This window comes from Pseudomonas sp. NFACC41-3 (genome assembly GCF_900109505.1).
GTDB lineage: Bacteria > Pseudomonadota > Gammaproteobacteria > Pseudomonadales > Pseudomonadaceae > Aquipseudomonas > Aquipseudomonas chlororaphis.
Map to the genome: position 1 here is coordinate 658,977 of NZ_FOAE01000004.1, position 21,576 is coordinate 680,552.

Genomic DNA, 21,576 nt, shown 5'->3' on the forward strand with positions numbered 1-21,576 from the left:
TCTTATTGTTCTATGAGGGGATGAACGCGCACCCCCTGTTCAAGCTGTGCCAACTGCGCGGCATCGGTGATGCCGAAACCGATCTGGGTCACGGCCATGGCGGCGATGGCCGTGGCGGTGCGCAGGGTCTGTTCAAAAGCGTGGGCGCTGAGCAGGCCGTGGAGCATGCCGGCCAGCAACGAGTCGCCAGCGCCGACGGTGCTGGCCACGCTGACCTTCGGCGGTAACGCCTGCAGGGCCGGCGCGGCACTGAACCAGTTCACGCCTTCGGCGCCATGGGAAATCACCACATGCTCGACGCCCTGGGCGTGCAGGCGCCTGGCGGCTGCGGCCTGGGTCGCCAGCGACAGCAGCGGGCTGCCCAGGGCCTCGGCCAGTTCCTCGGTGTTCGGCTTGACCAGCCAGGGTCCGGCGGCCAGGCCGGCGCGCAGGGCTTCGCCGCTGGTGTCCAGCGCCACTTTCAGCCCCAGTGCCTTGAGACGGGTCAGCAAGGCGTGCAGCCATTGCGGGCTGACGCCGCGCGGCAGGCTGCCGGCCACCACCACCGCGTCATGCCCCGGGGCGATCTGTTCCAGGCGTTCGAGCAGCGCCTGTTGCGCCGCCGCGTCGACCTCCGGGCCGGGGCCATTGAGATCGGTGATGCGCCCATCCTGTTCGGCCAGCTTGATGTTGCTGCGGGTTTCCCCGGGCACGCGAATAAAGGCGTCGACAAAACCGCGCCGGGCGAACAACGCCTCGAACGCCTGGGGATTGTCTGCACCCAGAAAGCCGCTGACGGTCAGCTGATGGCCAAGGTCGGCCAGCACCTGGGCCACGTTCACGCCCTTGCCAGCGGCGTGAGTGTGCATGGCTTCGCTGCGGTTGACCTGCCCCGGTTCCAGGCGCGTTAGCTGGACGGTGAGGTCCAGCGCCGGGTTCAGGGTCAGGGTAAGAATCTTTGCCATTACATGGCCTCCACAAGGGCGCGCACATCGTTCGCGCTGCCGACGGCCAGGGCCTGTTCAGCAAGGGTTTGCGCCTGGGTCAGGCTGAGTTCGCGAATGCGTGCCTTGACCTCGGCGATGCTGCGTCCGGAGACGCTCAGTTCGTCCACACCCAGGCCGACCAGCACCGGCACCGCCAGCGGATCGGCCGCCAGCTCGCCGCACACACCGACCCACTTGCCGTGGGCATGGGCCGCGCGCACGGTGATGTCGATCAGTTGCAGCACCGCCGGGTGCAGGCCGTCGGCCTGGGCCGACAAGGTCGGGTGGCCACGGTCGATGGCCAGGGTGTATTGGGTCAGGTCGTTGGTGCCGACGCTGAAGAAGTCCACTTCCTTGGCCAGCACCGGCGCCAGCAAGGCGGCGGACGGCACTTCGATCATGATCCCCAGTTGCAGGTCGGCCACCGGGATCTCCAGGCGCAAGCGCTCGGTCATGTCGCGGGCGGCGCGCCATTCGTCGACGCTGCCGACCATGGGGAACATGATCCGCAGCGGGCGGTTGTCCGCCGAGCGCAGTAGCGCGCGCAGCTGGGCTTCCATGATCTGCGGGCGTTGCAGGGTCAGGCGGATGCCGCGCACGCCGAGGAAGGGGTTTTCTTCCTTGGCGATCGGCCAGTACGGCAGCGGTTTGTCGCCGCCGACATCCAGGGTGCGCACCACCAGCGGCCGCCCGGCCAGGCCATCGAGCACGCGGCGGTATTCGGCTTCCTGGGTGGCTTCGTCCGGCGCTTGCGGGTGGGCCATGAAAATCAGTTCGGTGCGCAGCAGGCCAATGCCTTCGGCGCCGTTGTCCACGGCGCTGGTCACCCCGGCGCTTTCACCGATATTGGCGAAGACCTCGACGTGATGGCCGTCGGTGGTGTGCGCCAGTTGATGGCGCTGTTCGGCGGCGGCCTTGAGCCGTTGCTCGCGGGTATCACGCTCTTCGGTGGCCCGTTGCAGGGTGCTGGCATCGGCGTCCACATGCAGGCGACCGCGCTGGCCATCGAGCAGCAGCGGCGTGCCCGGTTTGAGCAGCAGCACGCCAGCCCCGGCGCCGACCAGCGCCGGAATCCCCAGGGCGCGGGCGACGATCGCGCTGTGGGCGGTGGCGCCGCCACGGGCGGTAAGAATGCCGGCCACCCGCGCCGGATCGAGGCGCGCCACGTCCGACGGACCGACCTCATCCATCACTAGGATGTAGGCTTCATCCGGCTCGACCGGGGTCTGCACGCCGCACAACTGGGCCAGCACCCGGCGGCCAATGTCCCGCAGGTCAGCGGCGCGTTCGGCCAGCAGCGCATCGTGCAAGGCTTCCTGTTGCCGGGCGGCGGCTTCGATCACCGTCATCCAGGCCGCTGCGGCGCTTTCGCCCTGCTTGAGGCGGGTGTCGACTTCGTCGGTCAGTTCCGGGTCGTCGAGCATTTCCTGGTGGGTCACGAAAATCTCGCGAATCGCCTTGGCCTTGCTGCGCTGGATCAGGCCGTCGATATCCTGGCGCACCTCGGCCAGGGCCTGTTGCAGGCGTTCGCGCTCGCTGGCGGTGGATTCGCCGCGCAACGGATAATCGAACGGCTGGATCACCTGGATATGCGCCGGGCCGATGGCGATGCCGGGCGCCGCCGGGATGGCCTGGACCAGGCTGCCGGAAGCCGGCGCGCTGATGGGCACCTCGATTTCTTCCGGCACGTCCTGGGGCGCGCTGGCTTGCGCCACTGGCTCGACTTCTTCCCCCAACCCTTCGGCGATGGCCGCCAGCAAGGCTGGCAGGGCGTCGGCGGCGATGTTCGGTTCGGCGATCAGCTCCAGGGTCTGGCCACGGCGGGCGCCGAGGCTCAGCAGCTTGCTCAGGCTCTTCACCGAGACGGCGGAGCCCGGTGTGTCGAGGATGCGCACGCGGATCTCGCCCTCGAAGCTTTTCGCCAACTGCGCCAGGATCTTCGCCGGGCGCGCATGCAAGCCGTGGGCGTTGGCCAGCACGATGCGCGCGCTCGGCCAGTCGGCCGGCAATTCGCCGCCCAGCACTTCAAGCACCGCACGGCTGCTGGTGGCCCGGCCCAGTTCATGGCCACGGCCTTCGATCAGCAGCGCGCACAGACGCTCGAGCAGGGCCTGGTGGGCCTCGCCCAGGCTGGCCAGGCAGAACAGCCCGGCCAGGGGTTGGCCGAGGTAACGAATCGGTTTGTCCGGGGTGACGAAGGCCAGGCCCGGGCGCTTGACGGTCTGCTCGCTGTGCAGCCACCACAGGCCATCGCCCAGGGGCAGCGCCTCGACCTGTTGCAGCACGGCGGCAAAACCGTTGCTGACGCAGTCGGCCTGGCGCAACAGACGGGCGCCGCGCCATACCAGTTCTTCGAAATCTTCGGCGGCCACGCCCAGGCCGATCATCTGCGCATCCAGCGCCAGCTCCTGCGGCGCGCCTTGCAGCAGTTTCAGCAGGGCTTCGGGCGAGCTGGCGCGACGCAGGGCCTGGCCCAGATCGGTTTCGCCGAGGGCGCGGGTCAAGAGTTGCAGCAGGCGCAGGTGTTCGTCGGATTTGGCGGCGATGCCGATCGCCAGGTAGACGATCTGGCCATCGCCCCAGTCCACGCCCTCGGGAAATTGCAGCAGGCGCACGCCAGTGGCGAACACCTGGTCGCGGGTTTCCGGAGTGCCGTGGGGAATGGCAATACCTTGACCGAGAAAGGTCGAGCCCTGGGCTTCGCGGGCCTGCAGGCCCGCCAGGTAACCTTCGGCGACCAGGCCGTCGGCCACCAGTTTGTCGGCGAGCAGGTGCAGTGCGGCGGACTTATCCACAGCCGACTGGCCCATGGATATCTGCTCAATAGTGAGCTCGAGCATGCTTTCTCCTATTTAGCGCTGGGGCGCTAGGTATTGTTTTGAGTGAATCAGCCAGGCGGCGTTAATGCCACAAACGGGACCGTCGGCTTGGCAAGGCCCTGTTTCCGTTTGCTCATATTCCTAGAAAATACGCGTGCTGAAACGTTTAATCTACAATGACGGGCACGTTACTCGATAATCAATCATCCTTGAAGTCCTACCTGTCGGTTGCACGTTCCGACATTGGTCGCCTGCCCATATCGGTTAGGATTGGCGAAAATGTCGGGGCAAGCTCCAGAAAACAAGGAAAACCCGGGTTGAAACTCAGCGATATCGCCAGACTGGCCGGTGTGTCCGTCACCACCGCCAGCTACGTCATCAACGGCAAGGCCGAACAGCAACGCATCAGCAACGCGACCGTCGAACGGGTCCGGGCGGTGGTCGAGGAACATGGCTTCACGCCCAACCCTCAAGCCGCCGGGCTACGCAGTCGGCGGACCCGGACCCTGGGTTTCATCCTGCCGGACCTGGAAAACCCCAGTTACGCGCGTATTGCCAAGTTGCTCGAGCAAGGCGCCCGCGCCCGTGGCTACCAGCTGCTGATCGCCAGCTCCGACGATGCCCCGGACAGCGAGCGGCAGTTGCTGCAACTGTTCCGCGCGCGCCGCTGCGATGCGCTGTTCGTCGCCAGTTGCCTGCCGCCGGAGGATGACACCTATCGTCTGTTGCAGGCCCAGGGCCTGCCGATCATCGCCATCGACCGGGTGATGGAACCGGAGTTTTTCTGCTCGGTGATCAGCGACGACCAGCAAGCCAGCCTGCAATTGACCCGCAGCCTGCTGCAGCCCCAGCCGCGGCAGATCGCCCTGATCGGCGCCCGCCCCGAGCTGGGCATCAGCCGCGAACGCACCGCCGGCTTCAAACAGGCGCTGGAAGGTTTCGACGGCCAGGTGCTGATCGAACAGGGCGAAGCCTTCAGCCGTGACTGCGGGCGCCAGTTGATGGTAGCGCTGCTGGAGCGCCTGGGCCATCTGCCGGATGCCCTGGTGACCACCTCCTATGTGTTGCTGCAAGGGGTGTTCGACGCGCTGCACGACTTCCCACTCAAATCGCGGCCGCTGCGCCTGGGCACCTTCGGCGATACCCAGTTGCTGGACTTTTTGCCGCTGCCGGTGAATGCCATGGCCCAGCAGCACCAGTTGATCGCCGACAAGGCCCTGCAACTGGCGCTGGCCGCCATTGAAGAAGCCCATTACCAACCCGGCGTGAACGCCATCGCCCGGACCTTCAAGCAGCGCATTCACGAGGCTTGAACGTGGAACTGATCGACAGCCACACCCATCTGGATTTTCCGGATTTCGACGCGGATCGTCAGGCGCTGCTGGCGGCCAGCCGCGCCCTCGGCGTGCGGCGGATGGTGGTGCTGGGGGTTTATCAGCGCAATTGGCAGCGGCTCTGGGAGCTGGTGCAGAGCGATGCCGACCTGCACGCCGCCTTCGGCCTGCACCCGATCTATCTCGACGAGCACCAACCGGCCGACCTGGTTGAGCTGGGCGACTGGCTGAGCCGCCTGGCGGGCCATCCGCAGCTGTGCGCGGTGGGTGAGTTCGGCCTGGATTATTTTCTCGAGCAGCTGGATCGCCAGCGCCAGCAGCAACTGTTCGAAGCGCAACTGCAACTGGCCGCGGACTTCCAGCTGCCGGCGCTGCTCCACGTACGACGCAGCCATGCCGCGGTGATTGCCACTCTCAAGCGCTTCAAGCTCAAGCGCGCCGGCATCATCCACGCCTTCGCCGGCAGCCGCGAGGAAGCCCGCGAGTACCTCAAGCTGGGGTTCAAACTGGGCCTGGGGGGCGCCGCAACCTGGCCGCAGGCCCTGCGCCTGCGCAAGGTCATCGCCGACTTACCGCTGGACGCGGTGGTGCTGGAAACCGACTCGCCGGACATGGCGCCGGCCATGTACCCCGGCCAGCGCAATAGCCCAAAGCACCTGCCCGACATCTGCGCGGCCCTGGCCGAGCTCATGGCCATCAGCCCCGAACAGTTGGCGGCGGCCAGTACCGCCAACGCTTGCGCGCTGTTCGGCTGGCCCCACAGCGCCTGAATCAGACCCGGAAGGCGCTGATCAACTGCTTCAACTGCACCACCTGCGCGGACAGCTGGCGGCTGGCGTTTTCAGTCTGGTACGCACCTTCGGCGGTGCGCTCGCCCGCGCGGTTGATCTCGACGATGTTCTGATCGATGTCGTGGGCCACCGCGGTCTGCTGCTCCACCGCCGCGGCGATCTGCTGGTTCTGGTCGACGATCATGCCCACCGCGCCGAGGATGTTCTCCAGCGCCTGCTGGACCTTTTCCGACTGCCCGACCGTGCCATTGGCCATCTGGTGGCTGATGCCCATGGCCTTGACCGCCGCCCCCACGCCGCCGTGGAGCTTGACGATCATCTGCTCGATTTCCTCGGTCGATTGCTGGGTGCGCTTGGCCAGGGTCCGCACTTCGTCGGCCACCACCGCAAAGCCCCGGCCCTGCTCGCCAGCGCGGGCCGCTTCGATGGCGGCGTTGAGGGCCAGCAGGTTGGTCTGCTCGGCGATGCTCTTGATGACTTCCAGCACCCGGCTGATGGCCTGGCTGTCGCTGGCCAGCTGGTTGATCACCAGCACCGACTGGTCGATCTCGCTGGCCAACTGGGCAATGCTGCCTTGCTGGGATTCCACCAGCCCGCGCCCGCTGATGGTCTCGTCGTTGACGCTGTGGGCGCTGCTGACCGCGGCCGCGGCGCTGCGCGCGACTTCCTGGGACGTGGCGGACATCTGGTTCATCGCCGTCGCCACCTGCTCGATCTGGCTGCGCTGCCCGGCCACCGCCTGGTTGCTCTGGGCCGACACGGCTTCCACCTGCCCGGCCTGGTGCTCGACTTCGCCGACGGTCTTGCCCACCCGCTCGATCAGGTCGTGGATCTTCGCCACGGTGCCGTTGAACACAGTGCCCAGTTCCCCCAGCTCATCGCGGCTCTGGGCATCGAAGGTGACGGTCATGTCGCCGGCCGCCACCTTGTCCATCATCGCGCCCAGGCGTTTGAGGGTGGTACGGGTCGAGACGTAGAACGCGCCGTAGAGATAGAAGATCAGCAGGAACACCGCCGCCAGCGCCACCACCAGCAGCACCATGTGCGCGCGGTTCTGCCCCAGCCGCTGCTGCAGCTCTTCGCCAAGGAACTTCAGGGTCGCCTCGTTGAGCTGGTAGGTCTGCGCCATCAGCCCGCTGACCTGGTCATAAAAGCCCTGCCAGGGTGCATCCAGGGTGTCAGCCATCACCACCTGCTCTTCGAACAGCTCGCTGGCTTGCTTGAGGCTGCCCTTGCTGGCGCTGGCCTGGGCGTCCAGCGCGCCCTGGGCGGCCTTGCTCGAGCCCAGCGCATCCTGCAGTTTCAGGCCGTATTCGGCCTGGAGCTTTTCGATCTGCACCAGCAGTTCATCAAAGCGGGTGCTGGCGGATGAGTTGAGAAAGCCCTGGCCCAGGGAATACGCGCCCATCGCCCGCCCTTCGCCAAGGACCTGCGTGACCTGCGGCGTGACGCTGGTCAGCAGTTCGCTCAACTGCCGCACATCGCTCTGGGTGTCGCGGCTCAGGCCGGACTGGCTGGCGATGATCTGGCTGAAAATCTGCGCACTGCCCAGGAGCTTGCCGATCAGCGCGCTTTTGCTTTGCAGCGAGCTTTCCGCCTGCTGCGCCTTGAAGGCGGCGATCATTTCATCGCGCTTGCCGTCGAATACGCCGATCTGCTCGGGGTCCACGGTGACTGCGGCCAGGCCCTGCAAGCGTTCGAGCACGGACTTTTCCAGGGTACCTATCTTGCTCTCGATATCCCCAGCCTTGCCGGACTGCCCCAGGGTCGCGTTGATCTGCACCATGTTGTTCAGGGTTTCCAGGTCGCGGCGCAGGGTCAGGCTGCTGCCCAACAGGTCCAGGCTTTGCAGCTCGACCTGGGTGGCCTGGAATTCACGGTAGGAATCGCGCACCAGATAAAAGTTGGTGACCAGCATTGGCAGGAAAAACAGCACGCTGATCAGGCTGAACTTCATGCCGAAGCTCAGGCGGTTCATCAGGGCAATGGCGGGATAGAGCAAGCTCTTCACAAGAGGTCTCCCTTTTTGCTTTTATTTTTATTGGCAGGTACGCGAAGACGGCAGATAGCCACTATTTGGCGCTGCTTCTGTATAGCTCAAATCGGCAAAAGGGTTTGTAACTTAAGGTTAACCGCGGGGACAGCGGACGGATGGAAGGCTTCAGTTGCGCTGGCGAGACCGGGACTCGCCAGCGCTCAGTCGCTGCTCGTCGTCAGGGCAGCACAGTCCACAGGGCGAAACCGGCGTACCAGAGCACCGCGGCCCGCAGCAACAGCTCCCAGATCCGGTCCAGGCTGACAATGCCGTCCGGCCCGGTGATCGGCGTGGGGATTTCCGCGGCGACCAGGCCGACCTTTTCCACCAGCTGCGCGGCGCTGATGTTCCAGTTCAGCAGCTCGTGGAGCATTACGCGGCTGACCGCGACGAAGTTGCCCACCAGGGCGAAGCTGGCCGCCAGCAGGCGTACCGGCAACCAGTCGAAGGCATGCCGCAGCTGCCCGGCGCGCTCGGCGACCGCCGGGTTCTTGCTGTGCTCGGCGGCCAGCGCCAGCAGGCGATAGCTCAATGCGGCCACCGGGCCCAGCAGGAAGTACCAGAAGATCACCGCGAAAAAGCTCTGGTAGGCCTGCCACAGCAGATGCCCCTGAACCCGCTCGAGCAACTGTTCGCCACTGTCGGCGCAGATATCCAGGTCGCGCTTGGCGACATGCGCCGCGGCTTGCAGGTCTTCACGGCGCCAGGCATCGCGGAAAGGTCCGAGTTCGCCCAGCAGGTCGCCCCGCCCCAGGCTGTAGATCACCACCAGCAGATGCACCGGCAACGCCAGCAGGCCGTAGGCCAGCGGCTCCAGGACCAGCAACAGCAACCCCAGCAGCATTGCCGGCAACAGCACCAGCAGCGCCAGCACCCACCAGGGATGCTTGGCCAGACGCGGGCTGGCCTCCTGCCCAAGCAATTGGCGCAGCCACGGCTCGTCATGCTGAACGCGCTGGCGCAAGGCCGAGAACTTCTCGATCCAGACCGCCAGCAACAACACCAGAAAACTCATTGTCCTTCCCCTTCGTTCAGGGCCGCGCGATAGCGTACCCAGTCGAATCCGGGCCCCGGATCGGTCTTGCGCCCCGGAGCGATATCGCTGTGCCCACAAATCCGCTGTGGGGTGATGGCCTTGAAGGCCTGCTGCAACTGCCGGGTCAAGGCAATCAGCGCGTCGTACTGGGCATCGGTGAATGGCAGCTCGTCGGTGCCTTCCAGTTCGATCCCCAGGGAAAAATCATTGCAGCTTTCGCGCCCGTCGAACCACGACACGCCAGCGTGCCAGGCGCGGTCCAGACAGGAGACAAACTGAGTCACGGTTCCGTCACGTTCGATCAAAAAATGCGCGGACACGCGCAGGTCGGCGATCCCGGCAAAATAGGGGTGCTCTGTGACATCGAGACGGTTCTGGAAGAATTCCTGCACTTTGCCCGTCGCGAACTGGGCCGGCGGCAAGCTGATGTTGTGGATCACCAGCAGGGAAATTTCATCCGCGGGGCGTGCGTTGAAATTGGGTGACGGGCAATGGCGAACGCCGTGACACCAGCCGCTTGCGGGGTCCAACTGCATACCGATTCCTTCAACGAAGCCTGTGACGGCTCAGTATGCCGCGTTCCACGCCCAGGTTGCGATCACTTGCCGCGATTGAGTCGCTGCAAACTGCCGATCACCGATTCCAGCGCCCGATCGAACAGCAAGGTGTCGTCCAGCTCACGCACGGCCCCGCGCTGAAACTCCAGGGCCAGGCCGACCCGGGTGCGCTCCAGGACCTTCATGCCGGTGCGGTTGACGAAGATGTACTTGTCGCCGGGTTGCACGATGGCCGCCAGCTTGCAGCGCACGCTGTTGTCCTCGTCCTCGAGAAATTCAACCCAGGCCCCCAGCCGCAGCTGTTCGACCCGCAGCAAGCCGGGATCGTTGGCCGCCAGCGCCAGGGGCGCGGCCTCCAGCGGGCCCTCTTCAGCGCTGGGCAGGACGATGTGTTCCTCGACCGCGACCATCGCCGGCTGCTCGTCCGCCACGCCCGGCCGATGCTGCCCGGCGTTCTGAGCAAAGTGCTCGAACGCTTGCAGGTGCAAGGCTTCCAACTGGCTGAAGAACTCGCTGGTGGCGAATGGATCGAACGCCGCGCTGTTCAAGCCGTCGCGCAGCGCCTTGAGCAGGTCGGGCACCAGCGCCAGCAGTTGCATGGCGGCATCCGGATCGGTGTGACGCTGCACGCTCCAGATCAGTTGCTCCATGGTCTGCAGCCCCTGGCGCCATTCGCTGGACTGCTCGCCATGCTTGAGACAGGTCAGCAGCAAGACCTTGCTCCAGGCCTGTTGCACGAGCTCGACGACCGTCAGCGGCAGGACCTTGCCCAGCAACCCCTCGTTCAACGCCTGCTCGACGCGACGGCGCGCCAGTTCAGCCTTGGCCCGGCCCTCTTCGGCGTCACGGGTGCGCTGTTCCAGCAGCTCGCTACGACGCCGCTCGTCACTGGTGAAGGCGAGAAACTCGGCGAGCAGCTCGGAAAAGATCGCCGGGTCGTCGACGAAGTCGCTCAACAACCGCTGCACCACCTGCTCGATACGCAGGTACAGGCTGTCGCGCTGATAATCGTCGCAACTGCCCCAGCCCATGGCCGCCGCGGCGATTTCATTGAGCAGGCGGCGCGCGGGATGGCTGCTGCGGCTGAAGAAACTCTTGTCCAGCACCGCGACCTTGAGCATGGGGATCTGCAAGCGGCCGATCAGGGTCTTCAAGGACTCCGGCAGGTTGCGATCGGCCAGGATGAATTCGAAGAGCATGGCCACCAGATTGATCACATCCTCGTCGGCCACTCCGACCACCCGCGACTTGCCGCTCTTTACGCTGACCCGGGTCAACAGCTGTTCCAGCTGGTTGCGCAGGTCGAAATCGTCCTGGGCGCTGGCCGGCACGTAGTGCTGCAGGTGAGACAGCAGGCGCAGCAGGTCACGGGTGGAAATGGGCTGGGTTTCGGCGCTCGCCTCGAGGGTCGGTACCACGCTGCCGCGGACATGCAACAGCAGCTCCTGCAAGGCGGAGAACACTTGCTGAACGCTTTCGTCCATCTGCGCCACGCCGGGCTCCGGCGTGGCCTGGATACTCGCGGCCGCCTGGTCGATAGACCGGCGCGCCGGCGCGGGCTTGAGCTCCGGCAACACGCCCGTGGCGGCCAACAGCTGATTGGCTTCGGCGTACAGCTGGTCGGCTTCGCTGAGCACATAACGTTCGAACAGTTTGAGAATGATCAGCTTGACCTTGATCTCCACCCCCAGGCTGCGCCCGGACTCGAGGAAATACTCGCAGAGCATGGCCGGGCCCAAGGGGTTGCTGCGGTCGTCCAGGTGCTTGCCCAGCAGCGCGCTCAGGCGCGCGGTGAGCTGGCCAAGGGCAAAACCGTCACGATTGCCCGCCTTGGCGACCATCGCCTCGAGGGCCACGGTGCGCTCCAGGTCATCCTGGCAGGTGTCAGCGGGTGGGACGTAGGCGACGGCCTGGGCGATCGCCGGCGCGGGGTCGTACTGGACCAGGTCGACAAAGGCCTCGAAGAGTTTTTCCAGGAAGCCGCGCTCGATGCTTTTGCGTTTCAGGCGCAGGTCGCGCATGGCTTCGAAAAAGGTGTTCTGGTCGACATTGTTCTGGGCCCGGTCGGCCATCTCGAACAAGGTGTCGTCGGCGTTATCGAACAGTTCCTGCAGGCCATGGCGCAGTTGCTGGGCGGCCTTGTCACGGACCTGAAGCAGAATCACAGGCAGGCGGGCGAGTGGCGAAGCGGTCGCCTGATCCGTAGCAGCCTTGTGCAAAGGCACTACATTCCCGTCGTTGTGCATCCAAGCCTCCTGAAAGGTTTTTCTCTGCCACGCAAGAAAAGGTCGGTCGACGCTCACAGTCGAGTCCCAGCGGGCATCGATACGCACCGCTGCATTTCAAATAGTGGGGAGCCAGGCAAACGTCAAAGCTATGACGTCAATTAGAAGTCGGATTATCTGGCAAAAGCCCCTTCTTGTGCCAGCAGACTCTGCGCGGGCTTTGAAATAGCGCTCATATAGCGACCGCCCTTTCTCGCAAACGGCTCATGCCAGGCGACCAAATGCAGTTACTGGAGGGGCGCCGCCTTGGGTTCGCTTGCGCCATGGCCCTATAATCGGGCCACTTTGTTTGTGGAGCCCGCTATGCCGAATCTACGCCTCGCCGACCTGACCGCCGAAATCGAAGCCAACGTGCGCCGTGCGTTGCTGGAAGACATCGGCAGCGGCGATATCACCGCGCAACTGATCCCGGCCGAACGCCTGGCCAAAGCCACCATCATTACCCGCGAAGCGGCGATCGTCAGTGGCACGGCCTGGGTCGACGCGGTGTTCCGCCAGCTCGACCCGCGGGTCGCCGTGCATTGGCAGGTGCGTGACGGCGAGCGCGTCAGCCCCAACCAAGCGCTGTTCCACCTCGAAGGTCCGGCCCGTTCGCTGCTCAGCGGCGAACGTTGCGCCTTGAACTTCCTGCAGTTGCTATCCGGCGTGGCCACCCGCGCGCAGTATTACGCCGACTTCGTCGCCGATACCCAGGTCAAGTTGCTGGATACCCGCAAGACCCTGCCAGGGCTGCGCCTGGCGCAGAAGTACGCGGTGACCTGCGGTGGCTGCCACAACCACCGCATCGGCCTGTACGACGCCTTCCTGATCAAGGAAAACCATATTGCCGCGTGCGGCGGTATCGCCCAGGCGATCAGCGCCGCCCACAAGATCGCCCCGGGCAAGCCGGTGGAAGTCGAAGTGGAAAGCCTGGAAGAACTCAAGGAAGCCCTGGCGGCGGGCGCGGACATCATCATGCTCGACGAGTTGAGCCTGGATGACATGCGTGAAGCGGTTCGCCTGAATGCCGGCAAGGCCAAGCTGGAAGCCAGCGGCGGGATCAATGAAAGCACCTTGCGCCCGATCGCCGAAACCGGCGTCGATTACATTTCGATCGGGGCGATGACCAAGGATGTGAAGGCGGTCGACCTGTCGATGCGCTTGAGCCTCTGATTTTCAAAAGCTTTGCGCAGTACCCCAAAGAAAAACGCCAGCCCCTGAAAGGCTGGCGTTTTTGCATCAGTCGTCGATTTCGTTGAGTTCCAGGTAGTCCTGAAGGTCCATGCCCAGGGCCTCAGCGACTTCCTGGTGGACCTCCAGCCGCATGGCCTTGAGTTCCTCGGGCGACTCGGCGATCAATTCCAGCACAAGCTCCCACGGCTCGATGCCGCGCGACTCCGCTTCGTCCTCGAACGCCCACTGGGCCTGCTGCTTCTGCTCCTGCGGGCTCAGGGCGCTGATTTCTTCCTGCAAGGAAGGCGTGGCAGCCAGGTACTTTTCAAGGGCTACGTCAATTCTGGCTTCTTTAGGAATCATCTCGTTCTCTCTGATCATGGGAATGGAAGATGGATCTGGATCGTTGGGATCTCTTTGCCGCAAAAAAACGCTGTGAAAGCCGATTTATCTGGCCGTGAACCATTCGGGATCATCTGAAAACCATTCAGACAGGCTGCGAATATAGGGCCTTTGTCTGCGGATGCATACGAATCCTTACAGCGCACCGACAAAAAACCTGTCCGTTCGCTCAAGGCACTTTCACGAAAAATACGTTGTTACATTCCTCTCCCCGAGCAACCTTCTTGCCCCTGGAACAAGAAGGCAGGAACGCAGTCATAGCGATGTGCCATATCGGCACTTCACAAGGAAACCCAGTGATGTTCAGCCGCACTCAGCGTTCGTCCGCCTTCCTCGCCACCAGCCTCTCTACCCTGATCCTCAGCAGCCTGTCACTCCCCGCCCAGGCCGTCGAATTCAACTCCAGCAGCGCCTCGTACTCGGACAGGATCTCGGCCCTGCACCAGGAAGTAGACCTCAAGTACACCGTGCGCCCCAGCGGCTTCACCGTGGACGACCTGCAAAAGCTGCAGGATGGCCTCAAGAGCAGCAGCGTCGAGCTGGAAAAGCTCAAGGACGTCGTCAACAGCCAGGCGCGCCTGATCGAAGAGCTCAAACGCAACACCGGCAGCAGCTCCAGCTCCACTGCCAGCGAGGTGAGCAACCTCAAGAAAACCACCGGCGAGCAAGCCAATCAGCTGAAGAAACTGGAAACCCAGCTTGAAGAGTTCAAGCGCAACAGCGGCACAAGCTCCAGTTCGAGCACCAGTGAAGTGAACAACCTCAAGCGCGTTACCAGCGATCAGGCCAGCGAACTGGACAAGCTCGGCAAACAGATCGAGGAGCTCAAGCGTGGCAACAGCTCAAGCTCCAGTTCGAGCTCCAGCGAGCTGAACAGCCTCAAGAGCACGGTCAGTAGCCAGGCCAGTGAATTGGACAAGCTCGGCAAGCAGATCGAGGAGCTCAAGCGCGGCAGCAGCTCAAGCTCCAGTTCGAGCTCCAGCGAGCTGTCCAGCCTCAAGGGCACGGTCAGCACTCAAGCCAGCACCCTGGATAAGCTGGCGAGTCAGATCGATGACCTCAAGCGCGGCAGCAGTTCAAGCTCCAGTTCGAGCTCCAGCGAGCTGTCCAGCCTCAAGAGCGAGGTCAGCAATCAGGGCCAGAATCTGGACCAACTCAAACGCAGCCTCGAGGATCTGAGAAGCAAGGTGAAGTGATTCAAGGCCAGTAAACACGACAAAGCCCGCTCGATGCGGGCTTTGTTGTTTATACGTCTTGAACTGCCAACTGGTGCCCGAGACAGGAATCGAACCTGCGACCTTCGCGTTACGAGTGCGCTGCTCTACCGGCTGAGCTACACGGGCGCTGGGCTAAACCTAGCACCGGGACCGGGGTTTTGCCATGTCACCCGCCCGGCAGGGAGCAAAGCCCAAACGGCAGATAGCAAAACGCCCCGAACCAGTCGGGGCGTTTGCTTGTTCAGCTTACAGCGTCAGGGGTCTTAAACGCCCGAAGCCTTGGCTGCTGCCACATCTTTGATGGACAGTTTGATACGGCCGCGGTTGTCCACGTCCAGCACCAGCACTTCCACTTCCTGACCTTCTTTCAGGATGTCGGTCACTTTCTCGACGCGAGCATCGCTCAGCATGGAGATGTGAACCAGACCGTCCTTGCCAGGCAGGATGTTGACGAATGCGCCGAAGTCGACGATGCGCTCAACCTTGCCAACGTAGATCTTACCGATCTCGGCTTCCGCAGTGATACCCAGAACGCGCTGACGCGCAGCTTCTGCGGCTTCCTTGGTTTCGCCGAAGATCTTGATCGAGCCGTCGTCTTCGATGTCGATCGAAGCCTTGGTCTCTTCGCAGATCGCACGGATGGTCGCGCCGCCTTTACCGATGACATCACGGATTTTGTCGGTGTCGATCTTCATCGCGATCATGGTCGGAGCATTGGCCGACAGTTCGGTACGCGACTGGCCAATGATCTGGTTCATCTGGCCGAGGATGTTCAGGCGAGCTTCCAGGGCCTGGCCCAGGGCGATCTCCATGATTTCTTCGGTGATGCCCTTGATCTTGATGTCCATCTGCAGCGCGGTGACGCCTTTGGCGGTACCGGCCACCTTGAAGTCCATGTCGCCCAGGTGGTCTTCGTCACCCAGGATGTCGGTCAGGACGGCGAATTTCTCGCCTTCTTTAACCAGGCCCATGGCGATACCGGCAACCGGCGCCTTCATCGGCACGCCAGCGTCCATCAGTGCCAGGGAGGCACCGCACACGGAAGCCATGGAGCTGGAACCGTTGGACTCGGTGATTTCCGATACCACGCGGATGGTGTAGGGGAACACGTCGGCGGCTGGCAGCATGGCCTGGACCGAACGACGGGCCAGACGGCCGTGACCGATTTCACGACGACCAGCGCCACCCATGCGACCACACTCGCCCACCGAGAACGGAGGGAAGTTGTAGTGCAGCATGAAGGGGTCTTTCTTCTCGCCTTCCAGGGTGTCCAGCAGCTGTGCGTCACGGGCGGTACCCAGGGTCGCGACGACCAGGGCCTGAGTCTCGCCACGGGTGAACAGGGCCGAACCGTGGGTCTTCGGCAGAACGCCGACTTCGATGTTCAGCGGACGTACGGTGCGGGTGTCGCGGCCGTCGATACGTGGCTTGCCGTTGACGATGTTTTCGCGAACGGTGCGGTATTCGATTTCACCGAAAGCGGCTTTGACATCGGCAGCGGAAGGCTGGCCTTCTTCGCCGGACAGCTTGGCGACGACCTGGTCTTTCAGCTCGCCCAGGCGTGCATAACGGTCGGCCTTGACGGTGATGGTGTAAGCCTGGGAGATCGCTTCGCCGAACTCGGAGCGGATAGCGCCCAGCAGGTCGGTGGCTTCTGGAGCTGGAGCCCAATCCCAGGTCGGCTTGGCGGCTTCGGCAGCCAGCTCTTTGACAGCCTGGATAACGGCCTGGAATTCGTCGTGGGCGAACAGTACGGCGCCCAGCATCTGGTCTTCGGTCAGCTCTTTGGCTTCCGATTCAACCATCAGTACCGCTTCTTCGGTACCGGCTACGACCATGTCCAGGCTCGAGGCAGCCAGCTGCTCGTAAGTCGGGTTCAGCAGGTAGCCCGTGCTTTCATGGAAAGCAACGCGGGCAGCACCGATCGGACCATCGAAAGGAATGCCGGAAATCGCCAGCGCAGCCGAGGTACCGATCATCGCAGCGATGTCCGGATCGGTCTTCTTGCTGGTGGAAACCACGGTGCAGACAACCTGCACTTCGTTCATGAAGCCTTCTGGGAACAGAGGGCGGATCGGGCGGTCGATCAGACGCGAGGTCAGGGTTTCTTTCTCGGAAGGACGGCCTTCACGCTTGAAGAAACCGCCAGGGATCTTACCGGCAGCGTAAGTCTTTTCCTGGTAGTGAACAGACAGAGGGAAGAAACCCTTGCCTGGATCGGCTTGCTTGGCGCCAACCACGGTCACCAATACGCTGACGTCGTCGTCAACGGTGACCAATACTGCGCCGGAGGCCTGACGGGCGATACGGCCAGTCTCGAGGGTAACGGTCGACTGACCGAACTGGAATTTTTTGATTACCGGGTTCACGGTGTCCTACCTTCTTTGTGGCTCTTGGGGGAACTGGTTTCTTGCGAAATTCTTGGGCAATCCCGGGAATCGGCCCGGCCTTTATTGTCCAGGTAAAACTACGGTCCAGATAAAACTTGAGGCTGGGAGCCTGCCATGCGCCTGCGGGAAACCCACTGACGCACGGCAAACAACCAACCTCTAGCGCAATCGCTGATTAGCGACGCAGACCCAGGCGACCGATCAGAGCGCTGTAACGGCTCAGGTCTTTGCCTTTCAGGTAGTCCAGCAGCTTACGACGCTGGTTAACCATGCGGATCAGACCACGACGGGAGTGGTGGTCTTTACCGTTGGCCTTGAAGTGACCTTGCAGTTTGTTGATGTTGGCGGTCAGCAGTGCAACTTGCACTTCTGGCGAACCAGTGTCACCAACAGCTTGCTGGTAGTCGGTTACGATTTGAGCTTTTTCTTCAACGCTGAGTGCCATTTGGCTTTCCTCTCAAAAGGCAACGTTCCGAGAAACGCCACCAACAGGCCAGGGACAAATCCCCGTATCTATAAATGAGCTGTGACCGTGCCTGTTAACAGCCACCCTCTCCAGCCTGCTATTACACAGGCTGGTTTCCGGTCATTCCGACCGAATCAGTCGACGCGGCGCGATGCGCCCGTCTTCGCTCACTTCACCGATACCGATAAAGCGACCGTTATGATCCTGTACCCGCACCATGCCGAACTTCGGTGCATCGGGAGCCCGTACCGGCTGGCCGTTGAGCCAGTAGAACGCGCTGTGCTCGGAGAACTGCAGCAGCGGCCAATCCAGCAGGCCGCTGTCCGATGGCATCAGGAAGCGATCCACCGCTTCGTTACCGCCTTCGGCATGTACCGCTTCAAGCTCTTCCAGCGTGACGGTCTGGGCCAGACTGAAAGGGCCGGCCTGGGTGCGACGCAGTTCCGCGACGTATGCACCACAACCCAGCTTCTCACCGATATCCTCCACCAGGGTGCGGATATAGGTGCCTTTGCTGCAGTCCACCGCTAGCCGCGCAGTATCGCCTTCAAAGGCCAGTAATTCCAAGCGCGCAATAGTAACAGAACGCGCTTCGCGCTCCACCACTTCGCCTGCACGAGCCAGCTTGTAAAGTGGCTGGCCATCACGCTTGAGGGCCGAGTACATCGGTGGTATCTGGCTGATTTGCCCACGAAATTCCGGCAGCACCGCTTCAATATCGGCGCGACCAACGGTCACTTCGCGAGTCTGCAGGACTTCACCCTCAGCATCAGCCGTGGTGGTGGTCTTGCCCAACTGCATCAGGGTTTCGTAACCCTTGTCGGAATCGAGCAGGTATTGCGAGAACTTGGTCGCCTCGCCAAAGCACAACGGCAACACGCCGGTAGCCAGGGGATCGAGACTGCCGGTATGCCCGGCCTTCTCGGCGTTGAGCAACCAGCGGACTTTCTGCAGCGCCGCGTTGGAGGTGAACCCCAGCGGCTTGTCGAGCAGGATGATACCGCTGACGTTACGACGGATACGCTTGACCTGAGCCACCGCTTACTCCTTGGCGTCTTCGGGTGTAGCGGCGTGCTGGCTGTCTTCGGCCACGGCGCGCTCGATCAGGGCCGACAGATGCGCACCCCGCACGACGCTTTCGTCGTAGTGGAAGTGCAGTTGTGGAACGCTGCGCAACTTCATCTCGCGAGCCAGCTGCATGCGTAGGAAGCCGGCGGCCGAATTGAGCACCTTGATGCTCTGAGCGATATCGTCAGCGTTGTCCTGGCCCATCACGGTGATGAAAATCTTGGCGTGACCGACGTCACGGCTGACTTCAACGGCGGTGATGGTGACCAGGCCGACGCGCGGATCTTTGACTTCACGACGGATCAGCTGAGCGAGCTCACGCTGCATCTGGTCGCCGATACGTTGGGTGCGGCTGTATTCTTTTGCCATGTCTTGTTACCTGTTGCTGCCTCACGGTGAAACCCGCAAGGTCTGAAAGCGGCAAACGCCCGGCCTGACAGAAGCCAGACCGGGCGTTGCGTTTAGAGTCCGGACGATGCGCCGTGCATTTGCATGCAACTGGCCATCATGGCTCTTGAAGTGCGCGAGTTAGAGGCTGCGAGCAACCTGAACCTTCTCGAAGACTTCGATCTTGTCGCCGACTTTGACGTCGTTGTAGCTCTTCACGCCGATACCGCATTCCATGCCGGCACGCACTTCGGAAGCGTCATCCTTGAAGCGGCGCAGGGATTCCAGCTCGCCTTCGAAGATAACGATGTCTTCACGCAGTACACGGATTGGACGGTTACGGTGAACGACACCCTCGATCACCATGCAACCGGCGATCGCGCCAAACTTCGGCGAACGGAACACGTCACGAACCTCGGCAACACCCAGGATGTTCTCCCGAACGTCGCTGCCCAGCATACCGGTCAGGGCTTTCTTGACGTCTTCGATGATGTCGTAGATCACGTTGTAATAACGCATATCCAGACCTTCCTGCTCGACGATCTTGCGAGCGCCGGCATCGGCACGCACGTTGAAGCCGAACAGTACAGCGTTGGAAGCCAGGGCCAGGTTGGCGTCGCTTTCGGTGATACCACCGACGCCGCCGCCGACTACGCGCACTTGCACTTCGTCGTTGCCCAGGCCGTTCAGAGCGCCTTGCAGGGCTTCCAGCGAACCACGGACATCGGATTTGAGGACGATGTTGAGCGTCTTCTTCTCTTCCTGGCCCATGCTTTCGAAGATGTTTTCCAGCTTGCCGGCGTGAGCGCGAGCCAGTTTGACTTCGCGGAACTTGCCTTGACGGAACAGAGCCACTTCACGGGCTTTCTTCTCGTCGGCAACCACGCTCATCTCGTCGCCAGCGTCCGGGGTACCGTCCAGGCCGAGGATCTCGACCGGAATGGCCGGACCTGCTTCCTTGATCGGCTTGCCGTTCTCGTCGAGCATGGCGCGCACGCGGCCATAGTTCGAGCCGACCAGCACCATGTCGCCTTGACGCAGGGTACCGTCCTGAACCAGTACGGTCGCCACCGGGCCACGGCCCTTGTCGAGACGCGATTCAACCACGACACCACGGCCAGGAGCCGAAGGAGTGGCGGTCAGTTCGAGCACTTCGGCCTGCAGCAGTACGGCTTCGAGCAATTCGTCGACGCCGGTACCCATCTTCGCGGAAACCGGAACGAATGGAGTATCGCCACCCCAGTCTTCGGAAGTCACGCCGTGAACCGACAGTTCGCTACGGATGCGATCGAGGTCGGCACCCGGCTTGTCGATCTTGTTCACCGCGACCACCAGAGGTACGCCAGCCGCCTGAGCGTGCTGAACGGCTTCAACGGTTTGCGGCATCACGCCGTCGTCCGCTGCAACCACCAGGATCACGATGTCGGTCGCCTTGGCACCACGAGCACGCATGGCGGTAAACGCGGCGTGACCCGGGGTATCGAGGAAGGTGACCATGCCGCGTTCGGTTTCAACGTGGTACGCACCGATGTGCTGGGTGATGCCGCCGGCTTCGCCAGCCGCTACCTTGGCACGACGGATATAGTCGAGCAGCGAGGTCTTACCATGGTCAACGTGACCCATTACGGTCACGACTGGCGCACGAGGAACCGCTTCACCTTCGAACTTCAGGGACTCGGCCAGGGAATCTTCCAGGGCGGTGTCGCTGATCAGGGTCACTTTGTGGCCCAGTTCTTCAGCAACCAGCTGGGCAGTTTCCTGGTCCAGTACCTGGTTGATGGTGGCCGGTGTGCCCAGCTTGAACATGAACTTGATGATTTCGGCAGCCTTGACCGACATCTGCTGGGCGAGATCGCCAACAGTGATGGTTTCGCCGATCTTCACTTCACGCACGACCGGGCCGGTTGGGCTCTGGAAGCCGTGAGCGTTGCGTTTCTTCAGCTTGGCCTTGCCGCGACCACCACGACGGAAGCCATCGCTTTCTTCGTCGGTGGTACGTGGGGCAACGCGTGGAGCCGGAGCCTTTTCCTTGACGGAAGCACGATGCGGAGCGTTTTTACGCTCGCCATCGCCACCACGACGGTTGTCGTCGTTACGGCTCTTGTCCGGGCGACGCTGCTCGTCCTTCTTGCGCACTTCAGCGACCGGCGCTGGAGCGACAACAGGGACATCTTCAACAATCGGCTCGGCAACCACCGCAGGCGCGGCAACCGCTTCAACGGCAGCAGGTTGCGCAGCAGCAGGCTGGCGACGCGCTTCTTCTTCGGCGCGACGCTTGGCTTCTTCTTCAGCCTTCTGACGTGCAGCATTTTCTACTGCGCGACGTTCTTCCAGTTCACGCTGGCGCTCGGCTTCGATTTCTTCCGGGCTGCGCTGTACGAAGACTTTCTTCTTGCGTACTTCAACGCTGATGCTTTTGCTGCCGGCCACACGCAGGGTGCTGGTGGTTTTACGCTGCAACGTGATCTTGCGCGGTTCTTCCACTTTCGCCTTGTGGCTGCTCTTCAAGTGAGTCAGCAACGATTGCTTCTCACTGTCGGTCACATGTTCCTCGGCGGCGGTGTGCGGCAGACCTGCCTCACGCATCTGCTGCAACAGGCGCTCTACCGGTGTTTTGACCTCATCGGCCAGTTGTTTCACCGTGACTTGCGTCATGCACTTCTCTCCTCAGG

16 protein-coding genes and 1 tRNA gene are annotated in these 21,576 nt (G+C 62.7%); 4 read left to right on the forward strand and 13 right to left on the reverse strand.

The window, feature by feature from the left end:
• Positions 1-2: 2 nt before the first annotated feature.
• Both pfkB and ptsP read right to left on the reverse strand, forming a co-directional pair.
• On the reverse strand, positions 3-944 hold the full coding sequence (gene pfkB / locus BMY68_RS21155) for a 1-phosphofructokinase (protein WP_053259616.1): 942 nt from the start codon (positions 942-944) through the stop codon (positions 3-5).
• Positions 944-3,805, reverse strand: coding sequence for a phosphoenolpyruvate--protein phosphotransferase (gene ptsP, locus BMY68_RS21160; RefSeq protein WP_085529813.1), 2,862 nt, complete (start codon positions 3,803-3,805; stop codon positions 944-946). The genes pfkB and ptsP overlap by 1 nt, the downstream gene beginning before the upstream one ends.
• Before the next feature lie 296 nt (positions 3,806-4,101).
• Between ptsP and cra the strand changes: the two genes are divergently transcribed.
• Together cra and BMY68_RS21170 are read left to right on the forward strand one after the other, a co-directional pair.
• Entirely contained in the window at positions 4,102-5,097 is a 996-nt protein-coding gene (gene cra / locus BMY68_RS21165) for a catabolite repressor/activator (RefSeq protein WP_085529812.1), read from the forward strand.
• A 2-nt stretch (positions 5,098-5,099) separates the two neighbouring features.
• Positions 5,100-5,888, forward strand: a complete 789-nt coding sequence (locus tag BMY68_RS21170) for a TatD family hydrolase (protein WP_085529811.1) — start codon at positions 5,100-5,102, stop codon at positions 5,886-5,888.
• 1 nt (position 5,889) lies between these two features.
• Here BMY68_RS21170 and BMY68_RS21175 read toward each other — a convergent pair whose 3' ends face one another.
• The 4 genes from BMY68_RS21175 to BMY68_RS21190 form a co-directional block, all read right to left on the reverse strand.
• On the reverse strand, positions 5,890-7,920 hold the full coding sequence (locus BMY68_RS21175) for a methyl-accepting chemotaxis protein (protein ID WP_085529810.1): 2,031 nt from the start codon (positions 7,918-7,920) through the stop codon (positions 5,890-5,892).
• A gap of 202 nt (positions 7,921-8,122) precedes the next feature.
• Entirely contained in the window at positions 8,123-8,959 is an 837-nt protein-coding gene (gene ampE / locus BMY68_RS21180) for a regulatory signaling modulator protein AmpE (protein ID WP_085529809.1), read from the reverse strand.
• Positions 8,956-9,516, reverse strand: a complete 561-nt coding sequence (gene ampD, locus BMY68_RS21185; protein ID WP_007922273.1) for a 1,6-anhydro-N-acetylmuramyl-L-alanine amidase AmpD — start codon at positions 9,514-9,516, stop codon at positions 8,956-8,958. The genes ampE and ampD overlap by 4 nt, the downstream gene beginning before the upstream one ends.
• A gap of 62 nt (positions 9,517-9,578) precedes the next feature.
• Entirely contained in the window at positions 9,579-11,783 is a 2,205-nt protein-coding gene (locus tag BMY68_RS21190; RefSeq protein ID WP_085529808.1) for a DUF1631 domain-containing protein, read from the reverse strand.
• A 342-nt stretch (positions 11,784-12,125) separates the two neighbouring features.
• Here BMY68_RS21190 and nadC point away from each other — a divergent pair, with 342 nt between their 5' ends.
• Positions 12,126-12,974 carry a carboxylating nicotinate-nucleotide diphosphorylase gene (gene nadC / locus BMY68_RS21195; protein ID WP_009042132.1) on the forward strand — a complete coding sequence of 283 codons (849 nt, stop codon included), beginning with the start codon at positions 12,126-12,128 and terminating at the stop codon, positions 12,972-12,974.
• 66 nt (positions 12,975-13,040) lie between these two features.
• Here nadC and BMY68_RS21200 read toward each other — a convergent pair whose 3' ends face one another.
• On the reverse strand, positions 13,041-13,337 hold the full coding sequence (locus BMY68_RS21200) for a DUF6388 family protein (protein ID WP_037005092.1): 297 nt from the start codon (positions 13,335-13,337) through the stop codon (positions 13,041-13,043).
• 338 nt (positions 13,338-13,675) lie between these two features.
• Here BMY68_RS21200 and BMY68_RS21205 point away from each other — a divergent pair, with 338 nt between their 5' ends.
• Positions 13,676-14,572, forward strand: a complete 897-nt coding sequence (locus BMY68_RS21205) for a hypothetical protein (protein ID WP_085529807.1) — start codon at positions 13,676-13,678, stop codon at positions 14,570-14,572.
• Positions 14,573-14,643: 71 nt separating this feature from the next.
• Here the strand turns inward: BMY68_RS21205 and BMY68_RS21210 are convergent.
• The 6 genes from BMY68_RS21210 to infB all read right to left on the reverse strand — a co-directional run bounded on the left by BMY68_RS21210 (position 14,644) and on the right by infB (position 21,559).
• Positions 14,644-14,719 (reverse strand) — tRNA-Thr (locus BMY68_RS21210).
• 137 nt (positions 14,720-14,856) lie between these two features.
• Complete coding sequence (gene pnp / locus BMY68_RS21215; RefSeq protein ID WP_009042129.1) at positions 14,857-16,962, reverse strand: polyribonucleotide nucleotidyltransferase; 2,106 nt, start codon at positions 16,960-16,962, stop codon at positions 14,857-14,859.
• Between the two features lie 196 nt (positions 16,963-17,158).
• Positions 17,159-17,428, reverse strand: coding sequence for a 30S ribosomal protein S15 (gene rpsO / locus BMY68_RS21220; RefSeq protein ID WP_009042128.1), 270 nt, complete (start codon positions 17,426-17,428; stop codon positions 17,159-17,161).
• 141 nt (positions 17,429-17,569) lie between these two features.
• Positions 17,570-18,487, reverse strand: a complete 918-nt coding sequence (truB, locus tag BMY68_RS21225; RefSeq protein ID WP_007920884.1) for a tRNA pseudouridine(55) synthase TruB — start codon at positions 18,485-18,487, stop codon at positions 17,570-17,572.
• A gap of 3 nt (positions 18,488-18,490) precedes the next feature.
• Positions 18,491-18,886, reverse strand: a complete 396-nt coding sequence (gene rbfA / locus BMY68_RS21230; protein WP_007920881.1) for a 30S ribosome-binding factor RbfA — start codon at positions 18,884-18,886, stop codon at positions 18,491-18,493.
• A gap of 159 nt (positions 18,887-19,045) precedes the next feature.
• Positions 19,046-21,559, reverse strand: a complete 2,514-nt coding sequence (infB, locus tag BMY68_RS21235; RefSeq protein WP_007920879.1) for a translation initiation factor IF-2 — start codon at positions 21,557-21,559, stop codon at positions 19,046-19,048.
• Positions 21,560-21,576: the final 17 nt, after the last annotated feature.

Coding starts and splice junctions, on each gene's coding strand:
- pfkB (WP_053259616.1), bottom strand. CDS start 944: ATGGCAAAGATTCTTACCCTGACCCTGAACCCGGCGCTGGACCTCACC.
- ptsP (WP_085529813.1), bottom strand. CDS start 3,805: ATGCTCGAGCTCACTATTGAGCAGATATCCATGGGCCAGTCGGCTGTG.
- ampE (WP_085529809.1), bottom strand. CDS start 8,959: ATGAGTTTTCTGGTGTTGTTGCTGGCGGTCTGGATCGAGAAGTTCTCG.
- ampD (WP_007922273.1), bottom strand. CDS start 9,516: ATGCAGTTGGACCCCGCAAGCGGCTGGTGTCACGGCGTTCGCCATTGC.
- BMY68_RS21190 (WP_085529808.1), bottom strand. CDS start 11,783: ATGCACAACGACGGGAATGTAGTGCCTTTGCACAAGGCTGCTACGGAT.
- nadC (WP_009042132.1), top strand. CDS start 12,126: ATGCCGAATCTACGCCTCGCCGACCTGACCGCCGAAATCGAAGCCAAC.
- BMY68_RS21200 (WP_037005092.1), bottom strand. CDS start 13,337: ATGATTCCTAAAGAAGCCAGAATTGACGTAGCCCTTGAAAAGTACCTG.
- BMY68_RS21205 (WP_085529807.1), top strand. CDS start 13,676: ATGTTCAGCCGCACTCAGCGTTCGTCCGCCTTCCTCGCCACCAGCCTC.
- rpsO (WP_009042128.1), bottom strand. CDS start 17,428: ATGGCACTCAGCGTTGAAGAAAAAGCTCAAATCGTAACCGACTACCAG.
- rbfA (WP_007920881.1), bottom strand. CDS start 18,886: ATGGCAAAAGAATACAGCCGCACCCAACGTATCGGCGACCAGATGCAG.
- infB (WP_007920879.1), bottom strand. CDS start 21,559: ATGACGCAAGTCACGGTGAAACAACTGGCCGATGAGGTCAAAACACCG.